The 13191-nt window shown below is 64.7% G+C and carries 12 protein-coding genes and 1 tRNA gene; 7 read left to right on the top strand and 6 right to left on the bottom strand.

Translation table 11 applies throughout. The annotated features are described in order from the left end of the window. Positions 1 to 6: 6 nt before the first annotated feature. Both ABID59_RS13445 and ABID59_RS13440 read right to left on the bottom strand, forming a co-directional pair. Positions 7 to 447: an EamA family transporter gene (locus ABID59_RS13445; RefSeq protein ID WP_148750416.1), complete on the bottom strand. Its 441-nt coding sequence runs from the start codon at positions 445 to 447 to the stop codon at positions 7 to 9. A gap of 151 nt (positions 448 to 598) precedes the next feature. Continuing rightward, positions 599 to 3076, bottom strand: a complete 2478-nt coding sequence (locus tag ABID59_RS13440; protein WP_354083704.1) for a PAS domain-containing hybrid sensor histidine kinase/response regulator — start codon at positions 3074 to 3076, stop codon at positions 599 to 601. 202 nt (positions 3077 to 3278) lie between these two features. Between ABID59_RS13440 and ABID59_RS13435 the strand changes: the two genes are divergently transcribed. The 4 genes from ABID59_RS13435 (at position 3279) to ABID59_RS13420 (ending at position 7873) form a co-directional block, all read left to right on the top strand. Continuing rightward, the gene (locus ABID59_RS13435; protein WP_354083703.1) at positions 3279 to 4361 is read left to right on the top strand and encodes a zinc-binding metallopeptidase family protein; all 1083 of its coding nucleotides are present in this window, start codon (positions 3279 to 3281) and stop codon (positions 4359 to 4361) included. A gap of 174 nt (positions 4362 to 4535) precedes the next feature. Next, entirely contained in the window at positions 4536 to 6551 is a 2016-nt protein-coding gene (locus ABID59_RS13430) for an acetyl-CoA carboxylase biotin carboxylase subunit (RefSeq protein ID WP_354083702.1), read from the top strand. 159 nt (positions 6552 to 6710) lie between these two features. Then, entirely contained in the window at positions 6711 to 7577 is an 867-nt protein-coding gene (locus ABID59_RS13425) for an isocitrate lyase/PEP mutase family protein (RefSeq protein ID WP_354083701.1), read from the top strand. Continuing rightward, a complete protein-coding gene (locus ABID59_RS13420) occupies positions 7574 to 7873 on the top strand; it encodes an acylphosphatase (protein ID WP_354032582.1) in 300 nt (99 codons plus the stop codon). Before ABID59_RS13425 ends, ABID59_RS13420 begins: the two co-directional genes overlap by 4 nt. 7 nt (positions 7874 to 7880) lie before the next feature. Here ABID59_RS13420 and ABID59_RS13415 read toward each other — a convergent pair whose 3' ends face one another. Both ABID59_RS13415 and ABID59_RS13410 read right to left on the bottom strand, forming a co-directional pair. Continuing rightward, positions 7881 to 9401, bottom strand: coding sequence for a PAS domain-containing hybrid sensor histidine kinase/response regulator family protein (locus ABID59_RS13415; protein WP_354083700.1), 1521 nt, complete (start codon positions 9399 to 9401; stop codon positions 7881 to 7883). A gap of 141 nt (positions 9402 to 9542) precedes the next feature. Next, positions 9543 to 10397: a LysR family transcriptional regulator gene (locus tag ABID59_RS13410; RefSeq protein ID WP_354083699.1), complete on the bottom strand. Its 855-nt coding sequence runs from the start codon at positions 10395 to 10397 to the stop codon at positions 9543 to 9545. A 111-nt stretch (positions 10398 to 10508) separates the two neighbouring features. On the opposite strand from ABID59_RS13410, the gene ABID59_RS13405 reads away from it, so the two are divergent. Continuing rightward, on the top strand, positions 10509 to 10931 hold the full coding sequence (locus ABID59_RS13405) for a tautomerase family protein (protein ID WP_354083698.1): 423 nt from the start codon (positions 10509 to 10511) through the stop codon (positions 10929 to 10931). Between the two features lie 44 nt (positions 10932 to 10975). On the opposite strand, the gene ABID59_RS13400 is transcribed toward ABID59_RS13405, so the two are convergent. Together ABID59_RS13400 and lipB are read right to left on the bottom strand one after the other, a co-directional pair. Then, complete coding sequence (locus ABID59_RS13400) at positions 10976 to 11689, bottom strand: DNA helicase (protein WP_354084051.1); 714 nt, start codon at positions 11687 to 11689, stop codon at positions 10976 to 10978. A 200-nt stretch (positions 11690 to 11889) separates the two neighbouring features. Then, a complete protein-coding gene (gene lipB, locus ABID59_RS13395) occupies positions 11890 to 12627 on the bottom strand; it encodes a lipoyl(octanoyl) transferase LipB (protein ID WP_354083697.1) in 738 nt (245 codons plus the stop codon). A gap of 82 nt (positions 12628 to 12709) precedes the next feature. Between lipB and ABID59_RS13390 the strand changes: the two genes are divergently transcribed. Continuing rightward, positions 12710 to 12952, top strand: coding sequence for a FliM/FliN family flagellar motor switch protein (locus ABID59_RS13390; RefSeq protein WP_008141759.1), 243 nt, complete (start codon positions 12710 to 12712; stop codon positions 12950 to 12952). Between the two features lie 142 nt (positions 12953 to 13094). After that, positions 13095 to 13179, top strand: a tRNA-Leu gene (locus ABID59_RS13385). The last annotated feature ends 12 nt before the right edge of the window (positions 13180 to 13191 follow it).

The following is a 13191-nucleotide window of genomic DNA, read 5'->3' as shown; positions in this document are numbered from 1 at the left end:
GCAGGCTCAAAGCTTCACCGCCAGCAGCACCGCGCCTGCGCCGATCATGGCGATGCCGACCCAGCCTTGCGCGGTCGGACGCTCGCCGAGAAAGGCAAAGGCGAACAGGGCAACCAGTACGACGCTGAGCTTGTCGATCGGCGCCACCAGTGTTGCGGGCCCGAGTTTCAACGCGCGGAAGTAACACAGCCAGGACGCGCCGGTCGCAAGCCCAGACATCACCAGGAATAGCCATGTTTTCGACGAGACCGCCGAGGGCACGGCGAATTGGCCGGTGAAGAACAGCAGCACCGAGAAGGCCAGGAGCACCACGATGGTGCGGATGAAGGTGGCGAGGTCCGGATTGATGTTCTCGACGCCAACCTTGGCGAAGATCGCAGTCAGTGCGGCGAAGCAGGCAGAGAGCAGCGCCCAGGTCTGCCAGGCGGAGAAGAGGGTGGATTTCATATCATCAGGATCCGTTGGTGCATGACGGCGCCCTAGCGCCGCCATTGCGAGCGAAGCGAAACAATCCAGAATCTTTCCGCGGAGGGACTCTGGATTGCTTCGCTGCGCTCGCAATGACGGAATGTGGGGCAACTTTCCACGGCCAAAACTCTCACCGCGCCACCGACAGCTTCTCCGTGATCGCCTTGCGCAAGATGCGCGACAGCGACTCCACCGAATATGGCTTCTGGATCAATTCAAATCCGCGATGGGCGTTTTCGGCGAGCACGTTGCTGTAGCCGCTGGTCAGCACGACGGGCAGGCCCGGATAGCGCTCGCGGATGATGCCGGCGAGCTCGACGCCGTTCATGCCGGGCATGATGACGTCGGAGAACACCAGATCGACCGCGAACTCGTTCTCACCGAGGATGACGAGTGCGGCATTGGCGTTGGCGACGCGGCGGGTGACGTAGCCGAGGTCTTCCAAAAGTTCGGTCGAGAACTGGCCGACATCGTCATTGTCCTCTACCACGAGCACGCGGTAGCCGCGCCCGGTGGTCGCGCTCTCGCTGGTGAGCGATGCGGATTCTTTCCCGGCGGCCGGGCTCTCCGCCTGTGGCAGGTAGATCGTGAAGGTCGCGCCCTTACCAGGCGTGCTCGTCACCGCGACGTCGCCCTCGGACTGCTTTGCGAAGCCGAACGCCTGGCTGAGGCCAAGGCCGGTGCCTTTGCCGACCTCCTTGGTGGTGAAGAACGGCTCGAAGATGGCGTCGATGTTTCCGGGCGCGATGCCGCTGCCGGTATCGGCCACCGAGATTGCGACGTAATCGCCGCCGCGCGCCGATTGCGTGCGCAGGCTCGGAATGCCCTGGACTTTGCGGACGGCGATGGTGAGGCGGCCTTCGCCGTCCATGGCGTCGCGGGCGTTGATGGCGAGGTTGATCAGCGCAGTCTCGAACTGGGCGATGTCGGCGACGGTAAAACAGTCGGCATCGTCGATCTCGACAGCGATCTCGATGCGGCCGCCGACCAGCGGCCGGACCAGCTGCGCCACGCCCTCGACCTGGCTGCCGACATTGAAGATCTGCGGTTTCAGCGGTTGCCGCCGCGCGAACGCCAGGAGCTGCGCGGTCAGTTTTGAAGCGCGCTCGACGGTCTCGGAGATCGCATCGACATAGCGGCGGCGGCGCTCCTCCGGCAGCTCGCGCCGGCGCAGGAAGTCGGTCGCAGAGCGGATGATGGTGAGGAGGTTGTTGAAGTCGTGCGCGACGCCGCCGGTGAGCTGGCCGATCGCCTCCATTTTCTGCGACTGCCGCAGCGCCTCCTCGCCGCGGCGGCGCTCGGTAATGTCGACGGCCTCTGGCACCGCGCCGGTGATGTTGCCGTGGCGGTCGAGCACCGGGCGCATGCCGAACTCGAAATCGCGCTCGCCGATGGGAAGGCGCAACCGCATCTCCATCCGCACCGCTTCGCCTTTCAGCACGGTATCGAAGGCCTCGCGCACGGCGGTGCTCATGCCCTCGGTCGCGCTGAACCAGGGCGTATCCCAGAACGGCTTTCCGATCACGTCCGACGCGTTCGCCGTGATGCCGTCGAGCGCGGTCTTGTTGGCGTAGAGCAATTCACCCCTAAGGTTGACCAGCCCCTGGTACTGGTTGCTGGTGCCCAAAATCGCGCGCAGCCGCGCCTCGTTGGATTCGAGCTCGGCGGTGCGCTCGACGATGCGCTCTTCCAAGGTCTCGTTGAGTTGCCGCAGCTCGATCTCGGCCCGCTTGGCGACGGTGATGTCGTGGGCAACGCCGATGAAGCCGATATGCTTGCCGGTTGGATCCCAGCGCGGCTGCGATTCCGAGCGCAGCCAGCGCCATTCGCCGGAGGCATCCTTGTAGCGCGCCTCCAGCACGAACGGCTTGAGCGAAGCTTCGCCCTGAACCGATTGCTGCAAGACATGCGGCAGGTCGTCTGGATGCAGCACCTTGCGCCAGTCGAATGCGATCGCCTGGTCGTAGGGCAGGCCGACGAAATCGACATAGGCCTGGTTGACGAAGGAGCGCGTGCGGTCGAGCTTTGTGACCCAGATCGGCACCGGCGCGCTGTCGGCGATCAGCCGAAAGCGCTCCTCGCTCTCGCGCAAGGTCTCGCGCACCAGCATCTGGTCGGTGGCGTCGATATGGGCACCGACGAGGCGGATCGCGCGGCCGTCGCCGTCACGCTCGATCTTGGCGACGACGCGGATCCAGCGGGTTTCGCCATCGCTCGGGCGGATGATGCGGTATTCGGCGGTGTAGTCCTCACTGGTCCCGGACAGCGCCTCGAAGAAATGATTGACGGTCGCGTCGCGGTCATCGGGATGGATGCGGCTGACCCAGTCTTCATGGGTCTCGTCGACGGCCTCGGGCGGCAGCCCGTGGATCATCAGATATTCCGGCGAGCGGCGGTTCTTGAAGCCTTCGCGGAAGTCGACCTCGAGCCCGCCGACCTTGCCGATGCGCTGGATGCGCGCGAGCTCGGCCTCGCGCTCCTGGAGCGCGCGATAGGCTTCATCGCGCTCGCGCGCAATGTCTTCGAGGTGCTGGCGCAGCCTTTCGGCGGCAATGGTCTCGGGCAAAGGATCGTTCAAGGCGTCGGCCGTTGTGATGCGGGAGCGCACGTGCCGAGCCGATATTCACACAGACAAAGCGTGATAGCCATTGCTCAAAAGGGAATAGACAAGGAAACGCCCTCGCCGAACGGCATGTGGCGGGTATGAGCGAACGCGGGGTCTGGCTATTTGTTCCAAACATTGGAACGATGGGCCGTCGATAGGCCTGTCCGCGAGGCGCTACAACTCCCCTATCCGAAGAGGCTAAATCTTGAAGCTCTTTGTCTGCCAGGCCTGCGGCAACGTTCTCTATTTCGAGAACCGCGCCTGCGAACGTTGCGGCCACAAGGTCGCCTTTCTGCCGGAGAAGGAGACGATGTCGGCGATCGAGCCTGACGAGGAGGCTGGAGGCGGGACCTGGACCACGCTCGCCGACAGGGGCAAGGGGCGGATGCTGTGCCGCAATGCCGAGTATGATGCCTGCAACTGGCTGACGGATGTTAGCGATACCACCGGCTATTGCCGCGCCTGTCGCCATAACGGCATCGTGCCTGATCTCTCCGACCCCGCGCAGCTGGCGGGCTGGCGAGAGCTGGAGGTGGCGAAGCACCGGTTGTTCTATTCGCTGATCCGCTGGAAGCTGCCGCTTCAGACCCGGCAGGACAATCCCGAGCACGGGCTGATCTTCAATTTCCTCGCCGACGATCCCAACAGCGGCCAGAGAATCCTGACCGGCCATGACAACGGCCTGATCACGATCGCGCTGACTGAGACCGATGGCATCGAGCGCGAGCGGCGCAGGCTGGAGATGGGCGAGCCGTACCGGACGCTGCTCGGGCATTTCCGCCACGAGGTCGGGCACTATTTCTGGGATGTACTGGTGCGCGATGGCGGGAAACTGGAGGAATGCCGCTCCGTGTTCGGCGACGATTCCGCCGATTACGGTGAAGCCCTGCAGCGTCACTATGTCGAACGCGCGCCGCCGGACTGGCAGCAGGGCTACGTGTCGGCCTATGCGACGATGCACCCTTGGGAAGATTTCGCGGAGACCTGGGCGCATTACCTCCACATCGTCGACACCCTGGAGATGGCTAGCGAATTCGGCATGGAGGTGCGCCCCAAGGTCGATCGCGACGGGGAGTTGTCGACGCGGATCCGGTTCAACCCTTACGAGGCGAAAGGCGTCGAGGCGATCGTCGACGCATGGCTGCCCTTCACCTTCGCCATGAACAGCGTGAACCGCGCCATGGGCCTGCGCGACCTCTATCCCTTCATCCTGTCATCGGCCGTGGTCGCCAAGCTGGGCTTCATCCACAGCCTGGTCCGGGACGTGGCCAAGGCCGGGAAGCCGTAGGTCATCCGAGGGCTTGGCGAGGCCCGTTCGGTCTTGCGCCGGTACGCCAGCGGGGCCGGATTTAGACCGTTGCCTCCGGCCAGTTTTGATGTACCACGGGAGCCACACGGCCCGTCCTATAGGCCCCAAACGGTCAGGGAAGGGTCCCGCCCCAGGTCGAGACTCAAGAAAAGCATGTTCAAACGCATTCTGATCGCCAACCGCGGCGAAATCGCCTGCCGGGTCATCAAGACCGCGCGCAAGATGGGAATTCAGACGGTCGCGGTCTATTCCGAGGCCGACCGCGACGCTCTCCATGTCGAGATGGCCGATGAGGCCGTGCTGATCGGCCCGCCGGCCGCGGCCGAGAGCTATCTGGTGATTGAGAAGATCGTGGAGGCCTGCCGCAAGACCGGCGCCGAGGCCGTTCATCCCGGTTACGGCTTCCTGTCCGAGCGCGAGGCATTTCCGCGCGCGCTGGAAGCCGCCGGCATCGTCTTCATCGGCCCGAACCCGGGCGCGATCGCCGCGATGGGCGACAAGATAGAATCCAAGAAGGCGGCCGCGAAAGCCAAGGTTTCGACCGTGCCGGGCCATCTCGGCGTCATTGAGGACGGCAAGCACGCGGTCACGATCGCCGACGAGATCGGCTATCCCGTGATGATCAAGGCCTCCGCAGGCGGTGGCGGCAAGGGCATGCGCATCGCGCATTCGAAGGCCGAAGTCGCGGAAGGTTTCAATCTCGCCAAGGCCGAGGCCAAGGCTTCGTTCGGCGACGACCGCGTCTTCGTCGAAAAGTTTATCGTCGATCCCCGCCACATCGAGATCCAGGTGCTGGGCGACAAGCACGGCAACGTCATCCATCTTGGCGAGCGCGAATGCTCGATCCAGCGCCGCAACCAGAAGGTGATCGAGGAGGCGCCGTCGCCGCTGCTCGACGAAGCCACCCGCCGCAAGATGGGCGAGCAGGCGGTCGCGCTGGCCAAGGCCGTGAACTACGATTCCGCCGGCACTGTCGAGTTCGTCGCAGGGCAGGACAAGAGCTTCTACTTCCTCGAGATGAACACGCGTCTCCAGGTCGAGCATCCCGTCACCGAGCTCGTCACCGGCGTCGACCTCGTCGAGCAGATGATCCGTGTTGCCGCCGGCGAGAAGCTCGCGCTCGCGCAGAAGGACGTCACGCTCACCGGCTGGGCCGTGGAAACGCGCCTCTACGCCGAAGACCCGTTCCGCAACTTCCTGCCCTCGATCGGGCGGCTGGTGAAGTATCGCCCGCCGGCGGAAGTGAGCAAGGACGGCATCACCGTGCGCAACGACACCGGCGTGCAGGAGGGCGGCGAGATCTCGATCCATTACGATCCGATGATCGCAAAGCTCGTCACGCACGCGCCGTCACGCGCGGCCGCGATCGAGGCGCAGGCGACCGCGCTGGATTCGTTCTATGTCGAGGGTATCCGCCACAACATCCCGTTCCTGTCGGCGCTGATGCATCATCCGCGCTGGCGTGAGGGCAATCTGTCGACCGGCTTCATCGCCGAGGAATTCCCGAAGGGCTTTGCGGTGCGCGTGCCCGAAGGTGAGGTCGCGCGACGGATCGCCGCGGTCGGCGCCGCCATCGATCACGTGCTCGGCGAGCGCAAGCGGCAGATCTCCGGCCAGCTGGGCGGCCGCATCGTGCAGCGCGAGCGCCGCCGCGCGGTCTGGCTCGACCGCCAGGAGATTTTGCTCGAGGTTGCCCGCGAGGGAGAGGCGATCGCGGTGCGGTTCGTCGACGCCGAGGGCAAGGCCGGCAATGCGCATCTGCTGCAGTCCGCATGGAAGCCGGGCGATCCGGTCTGGCAGGGCACCATCGACGGCCACGTGGTCGCAGTGCAGGCGCGCCCGATCGCCAACGGCATCCGCCTCGCGCATCAGGGCGTCGAGGTGCCGGTCTATGTCTGGACCGAAACGGAAGCCGCCTCGGCGAAGCTGATGCCGGTGACGATGGCCTCCGACACCGGCAAGAAGCTGCTCTGTCCGATGCCCGGGCTCATCGTCTCGATCTCTGTGACCGAAGGCCAGGAGATCAAGGCCGGCGAGACGCTGGCCGTGGTCGAGGCCATGAAGATGCAGAACGTGCTTCGCGCCGAGCAGGACGGCACCGTGAAGAAGATCCACGCCAGCGCCGGCGCGACGCTCGCGGTGGACGCGCTGATCCTGGAGTTTGCGTAAAGGTGTGAGTTGGGACGGGTGATCGTCCCATAAGCACGCGTCATTGCGAGCGCAGCGAAGCAATCCAGACTGGTCCCTGCGGAAAGATTCTGGATTGCTTCGCTTCGCTCGCAATGACGGAGTATGATGCGGCCTCCGTAACTTGACCGAGACAGCACCATGGCCTTTCGTTCCCGCCGCGAAAAACTGCGATCGATCCTGTCGGGCGGGACCTGCATCCATCCCGGCTCAGTCTATGAAGCGATCTCGATCCGCATTGCCGAGGATCTCGGCTTCCCGCTCGGCATGTTCGGCGGTTCGGTGGCCTCGCTCGCCGTGCTCGGCGATCCCGATGTTACGCTGATCACGCTCACCGAGTTGGCCGAGCAGATGCGGCGGATGTCGCGCGCCTCCGCGCTGCCGGTGCTGGTCGATGCCGATCACGGCTATGGCAATGCGCTCAACGTGCGCCGCACGGTGCAGGAGCTGGAGGCGGCGGGAGCGGCCGGTCTCACCATCGAGGACACGCTGCTACCGCCCGCCTTTGGCGAGACGAAGGCGCAGCTGGTCTCGCTGGAGGAGGGCGTCGGCAAGATGAAGGCCGCGCTCGACGGTCGCAGCGATCCCACGCTGGTCATCATGGGCCGCACCGGTGCGGCCTCGATCAGCTCGATCGACGACGCGATCCGCCGCGCCAAGGCTTATGAAGCCACCGGCGTCGATGCACTGTTCTTCACTGGCATCAAGTCGCGCGCTGAGCTCGAGGCCGTTGTATCCGCAACGCGTCTGCCGATCGTGCTCGGTGGCGCGCCGGACGAATTGAACGCAATCGACTATCTCGCCAGCCGGCGCGTCCGCATCGCGCTTCAGGGCCACGCGCCGATCGCGGCAGCGACCCAAGCCGTCTACGAAGTCCAGAAGGCATTGCGCGAGGGCACGGCGCCGAAAGCGCTGAAGGGATTGCCAGCAGCGGAGCTGACTCATCGCGTCATGCGCGAAGCCGAAGTGAAAGCGCGTGGTGCCGACCTTCTCGGACTGAAAAAATGAGCCGGGCGATCCTCCAGGTCATGATCCGCGGCCGCGTGCAAGGCGTCGGCTATCGGGCCTGGGTCGAGTCCCAGGCGGTGACCTGCGGGCTCGAAGGCTGGGTCCGCAACCGCCGCGACGGCAGCGTGGAAGCACTGTTCGCGGGTACGCCCATGCATGTCGCCGACATGGTCGCGCTGTGTCGTCACGGCCCGCCGTCCTCGCGCGTGGATAGCGTCACCAGCGAGACGGCGAGCGTGGATGGGCTGGATTTGCGCAGGGCAGGGGAAACGTTCTCGGTGCTGCCGACGGTTTAGTCGGCCATCACTTCGGAAGCTTCGAGATCGCGTCGCTGAGCTCGTGGATCTCGTACGGCTTGCGCAGGATCGGAAAGTCGCCGCGCACGCCAGCGGCGGCGTCGCTGTAGCCGCTGGCGAGCAGGATCGGCAGGTCGGGGCGGATCTGGCGCAGGCGATGGGCCAAGCCGACCCCGTCCATCTTGCCGGGCATGACGACGTCCGAGAAGACGAGGTCGACGCCGTTATTCTCGACCTCACGCAGCGCGGATTCGGCATCCGCAACCCGGCGCACGCGATAGCCGAGCTGCTCCAGCAGGCCGATGCTGACGATGGCGACATCGGGATTGTCTTCGACCAGCAGCACCGTGCCGCTGCCGCGCACCGGCGCTACCTCAAAGGCCTCGTTCGGCGTGGCCGCGGTTTCGCGCGGCAGCAGGATGGTGAAGGTGGTGCCCTTGCCAAGCTCGCTTGCGACCTTGACCGTGCCGCCGGCCTGATGCGCAAATCCGTGCACCTGCGACAGGCCGAGGCCGGTGCCTTTTCCGACCGGTTTCGTCGTGAAGAACGGCTCAAAAATCTTGTCGACGACGTCGGAGGGGATGCCGAGCCCGGTATCGGCGACGGTGATGGCAACGAATTCGCCGCTGTGAAGCGGACCGTCCAGGACGATGTTGTGCGCGCCGATCGTCACAGTGCCGCCGTCGGGCATGGCATCGCGGGCGTTGATGACGAGATTGAGCAGTCCCGTCTCCAACTCGGAGACGTCGGCGTGGATCGGCCAGACCTCGCGCTCGATGTCGAAGGCGAGGCGAACCGCGCTGCCGACGCCGGCGTGAAGCACTTCGCGGATCGCCTCGATGCGGTCGCCGAAATGGATCGCCTGCGGATTGACGCTCTGCCGCCGCGCGAAGGTCAGGAGCTGTCCCGTCAGCGCGGCGCCGCGCTTGGTCGCGGTGTCGATCGCCGAGATCGCACGCTGGAACTTGGAATCGTCGAGGTCGGCCTTCTTCAGGACGTGAAGGCTGCCGCTGATGATCATCAGCAGATTGTTGAAGTCGTGCGCGATGCCGCCGGTAAGCTGGCCGAGCGCATCGAACTTTTGCGACTCCGCGAGCTGCGCCTGCATCGCCTCGAGCTTGATCTGGGCATTGCGCCGCTCGGTGATGTCGCGGGTGATCTTTGCAAAGCCGACGAGGGCGCCGTCCTCGTGGATCGGATCGATGATGACGCTGGCCCAGAAGAAAGTGCCGTCCTTGCGGACGCGCCAGCCTTCCTCCTCGTAGCGGCCTTGGTCCCGCGCGATGCCGAGGGCCCGCGCGGGCTTGCCGTTGGCGCGGTCGGTCTCGGTATAGAAGCGCGAGAAATGCTGGCCGAGGATCTCCTCGGGCGAATAGCCCTTGATCCGCTCGCCGCCGATATTCCAGCTGGTGATGACGCCGGTGGGATCCAGCATGTAGAGCGCATAGTCCGCGACTCCGTCCACCAACAGCCGAAAACTCCGCTCGCTTTCGAACAAGCCTCTCTGTTGACTGGACTCTTTTACCATTCCTGGACCCCGCCTCGACCGGGAAAAACGCTCAAGAGGGCGGTTGGTTCCCGCTTTCTGGGACGTTTTTAGGCAAAAACTGCGGTCGGTATGCAGGACCGGCACCATGTCATCGCGATGGTCCGCAGTCCCGCAAAGATGTCAGGTGGTGGCCACACTCCGAAATGTCGCCGCCATCGCACGCAGCGCGGCAAGCTTTCCGGGATCGCTGACCTTCGAATGGAGCATCACCTTCGAGCTGCCGAGCTTCGGCAGCTTGTGCGCCGGTCCGATGTCGATCAGGCCGGGAGGCGCGATCCGCCGTGCCAGCGGCGCGATAGCGAGCCCGGCAAGCGCCGCCGCAACCACCGCGGTCACGCCGCCGCCGACAAAACGCTCGCGCCAGGCGAGGCCGGCCTTGTCGAGCGCGCGCACGGCGACGGCGCGGACGCCGCAGGGCGGGGCGAGCGTCGCAAGCGGCAGCGGCTCGCCTTTCGGCAGGATGAGGCGCCGTGATGCGAACCAGCCGAACTCGTCCTCGGTCAGCTTCTCGCCGCCGCGGCGGCTGCCCTCCTGGCGGACGATCACAGCATCGAGCTCGCCCGCGTCATAGGCATCCTGCATCTGGCGCGAGAAGCCGATGGTGACGGCGAGGGTGAGGTTTGACGACATCGCATGCAGCCGTTCGAGCAACGGCACCAGCTCGGGGCCCGCGGCGTGATCGGAGATGCCGAGCGAGAGCGATTGCGCGGCCGGTGCCTCGCCGGATAGCGCGCGGTCATGCGCCGCGATCAGCGCGCGGGCGCGCTCGAGGAAGCTGGCACCGTCGGCGGTGAGGCGGACCGCGCGCGGCGAGCGCTCGACGAGACGTTTGTCGAGCAGTGCCTCCAGCCGTTGCAGCTTGAGACTTACCGCTGCCTGCGTCGTGCCGAGTGCTTCAGCAGCACGCGTAAAACTCTGGAGGTCGGCGACCAGCAGGAAGGCCTGGACGGTGGCGATGTCGAGTGGGGCTATCATTTTGAATGCTTATCACTGGTATCAATATAGATAAGATACCAAAATGACAGGGGAAGGTCTAGCTTCTCGCCAACACCGCGCAAGCAGCGCGATATCTTGAGGAGAACGACAATGCCCCTGATCACCGTGTCCTACACCTCGTCCCGCCAGTCGCCGTCGCTGAAGGCCGACATAGCCGACGCCGTCTCCGAGCTCACCGCTGAGATCCTGCACAAGGATCCCAAGGTCACCGCCATCATCGTGAAGTCGGTCGATGCGGGTGACTGGTTCGCCGGGGGCAGGTCGCTCGCCGAGCAGAAGCTTGCCAGCTACTGGATCGACATCCACGTCAGCGAGGGCACCAACACCAAGGACGAGAAGGCGGCTTATATCGCCGCGATGTTCAAGCGCATGGCCGGGATTTTGGGCCCGCTGCATCCCGAAACCTATCTGCATGTCGACGAGGTCAAGGGCGACGCCTACGGCTTTGGCGGCCTGACCCAGGAGCGGCGCTACATTGCCGGCAAGCTCGAAGTGTCGTTGGCTGCGGCGTGAGGCCGCAAGCCGCGGGTGAGTCATCTCACCCGCGGCTTTTGTCGTCAGCTCGCTGCGCGGAACTGAACCTCGGAATTGTTCATGAAACACATCTTGTCGAACAGTGTCAGGTCCAGCGGATTTGGGAGCCTGACATCGCTGAGATCGGGGCAGGGCTTGACGGAGGGGTCATAGGACCGGTCTATCTGCGAGATGAAGACGACGATCAGTCCCTTGTCGCGCGCAAAGGATTTTAGCGCGCGCACCTGAACCGTCAGATCGGGGTTTTCCCGCCTTTGGTCGAGCAGTTGCAGATAGTCGATCACAACGACCGTGCCGCGGGGGACCGCGGCCATTTGCTTGACGATGTAGTCGGCGCTGATGGCGTCGGAGCAATCGACCTCGAAGAGTTTGTCGAACTCCACCGGCTCGACACCAATCGCACGCAAGCGGTCCAGCACGTCCTTCTCAGTGTATTCGAGTGAGAAGAATGCCGCACGACTGCCGGACTTCATGGCCTCGACGGCGAGTTCGAGGCTCATCAATGTCTTGCCCTGACCGGGCCGTGCCCCGACCAGCACGAGGTCGCCCGGCTTAAATTGCGGGAACAGCCTGTTGGCCGGCGTCACGGCGGCGGCTTTCGCTGCGAGCATGCTCCAGGCGGAAAACCCTTCCGTCGCGGCGATGCGGTCGAGGGCGGCGTGCAGCGGGATGCCTTCCTCGCGGGACAGGCGCTTCGCTTGTCGCTTCAGATGATAGATCGGTGCAGACAACTTCATGGTTAAAACCTCCCATTGCGAGCAGAAGCGCAATCCCTCCTTATGCCTGGCGCTCGAACAGTCGGTCCGACGGTTTAGTCGCCCGACATGAATTCTGCTTTCCCGGCGGAGGGGGGAGGCGCGGGCGGCACCTGGTACAAGCGTAACCGATTCCGTGGCCGCGGAGAACGCGCGCGTGGCGCGCCGCCAACAGGAAAACGTCAGGCGGCTGCTTCCGGCAGCAGCGCGCGTGTCGGCCCGAACAGCTCTTCAAAAGCCTGCCGAAGCGCGACGTCGACATCGGCCAGGGTCACCAACTGGCCGAGATCGACCAGCGAGGTCACGCCATAACGAGGATCGGCGACGCCGCAGGGGACGATGCCGGCGAAATGCGCAAGCTCCGGCTCGACATTGATGGCGATGCCGTGGAACGAGACCCAGCGCTTCAACCGCACGCCGATCGCCGCGATCTTGTCCTCGTGCTCCGGCCCCTTGTCGGACCGCTTCACCCAGACGCCGACCCGATCTTCGCGCCGCTCGCCGCGGACGTTGAAGGCCGCGAGCGTCTTCAGGATCAGCTCCTCAAGGCTTGCGACATAGGCCCGAACGTCCGGCCGTCGGCGCTTGAGGTCGAGCATGACGTAGGCCACCCGCTGGCCCGGGCCGTGATAGGTGAGCTGGCCGCCGCGGCCGGTGGCAAAGGTCGGGAATCGGGGATCGAGCAGATCGGAGTCCTTGCCCGAGGTCCCGGAGGTGTAGAGCGGGGGGTGCTCGAGCAGCCAGACCAGCTCCGGCGCCTCGCCCGCCGCAATGGCGGCGACGCGGGCCTCCATGGCGGCCACGGCCTCCGGATAGGGCACGGGCGCGTCCGAGATTCGCCATTCGACGGGCTCACCGCCGGCGACGGAAAACGACGTCAAATCGAGCTCTTGGCGAGGGTTTTGAGGCGAATTAACCATTGGCTAACCATAACGTGGTGATGATCACAGGCGCAAATGCCAAGTCCTCTGGCGTAAGTCTCCAGTTGCGGTGGTGCTGACAGTGCCTACTCTCGACAAAGTCACCGTGGATCTCATGGTCGTCCTCGGGACGACCACCATGCCGATCCATCAAGTATTACGTCTTTCCCGCGGCGCCATCATCGAGCTGGACGCAACCGAGGCCGACGAGGTCAAGGTTCTCGCCAACAATCTGCCGGTGGCCTCCGGGGTGGTGCTGGTCGACCGCAACCGGATCGCGGTCGAGGTCAAGCAGATGCTGCCGCGGACGCAAGGGACGAGATAAGGCCGATCAGGGGGCAGGGCAGGAACTTTCCTGCCAAGCTTGTGGAATTCGGGGCCTTTGCAGGCTTGTACCCCACTGATGGATTTGTTAGATCGGCGCCGTTGATCCGGCGGGCCTCAAGCCCTAAGCCGGCATCCCCAAAGCGCTCGTGGCGGAATTGGTAGACGCGCTGCCTTGAGGTGGCAGTGAGTAAAATCGTGGGGGTTCGAGTCCCTCCGAGCGCACCATAAACCCACATT

The organism is Bradyrhizobium sp. S3.3.6 (assembly GCF_040546905.1).
Classification (GTDB): Bacteria; Pseudomonadota; Alphaproteobacteria; order Rhizobiales; family Xanthobacteraceae; genus Bradyrhizobium; species Bradyrhizobium cytisi.
Note: the sequence above shows the minus strand (reverse complement) of the source record. Positions and strands in the feature narration are given on the sequence as shown.

Bases quoted from the DNA above. Each gene is read 5' to 3' on its own strand.
- ABID59_RS13400 (WP_354084051.1), bottom strand. From the start codon at position 11,689: ATGAAGTTGTCTGCACCGATCTATCATCTGAAGCGACAAGCGAAGCGC.
- ABID59_RS13410 (WP_354083699.1), bottom strand. From the start codon at position 10,397: ATGATAGCCCCACTCGACATCGCCACCGTCCAGGCCTTCCTGCTGGTC.
- ABID59_RS13430 (WP_354083702.1), top strand. From the start codon at position 4,536: ATGTTCAAACGCATTCTGATCGCCAACCGCGGCGAAATCGCCTGCCGG.
- lipB (WP_354083697.1), bottom strand. From the start codon at position 12,627: ATGGTTAATTCGCCTCAAAACCCTCGCCAAGAGCTCGATTTGACGTCG.
- ABID59_RS13415 (WP_354083700.1), bottom strand. From the start codon at position 9,401: ATGGTAAAAGAGTCCAGTCAACAGAGAGGCTTGTTCGAAAGCGAGCGG.
- ABID59_RS13425 (WP_354083701.1), top strand. From the start codon at position 6,711: ATGGCCTTTCGTTCCCGCCGCGAAAAACTGCGATCGATCCTGTCGGGC.
- ABID59_RS13420 (WP_354032582.1), top strand. From the start codon at position 7,574: ATGAGCCGGGCGATCCTCCAGGTCATGATCCGCGGCCGCGTGCAAGGC.
- ABID59_RS13445 (WP_148750416.1), bottom strand. From the start codon at position 447: ATGAAATCCACCCTCTTCTCCGCCTGGCAGACCTGGGCGCTGCTCTCT.
- ABID59_RS13405 (WP_354083698.1), top strand. From the start codon at position 10,509: ATGCCCCTGATCACCGTGTCCTACACCTCGTCCCGCCAGTCGCCGTCG.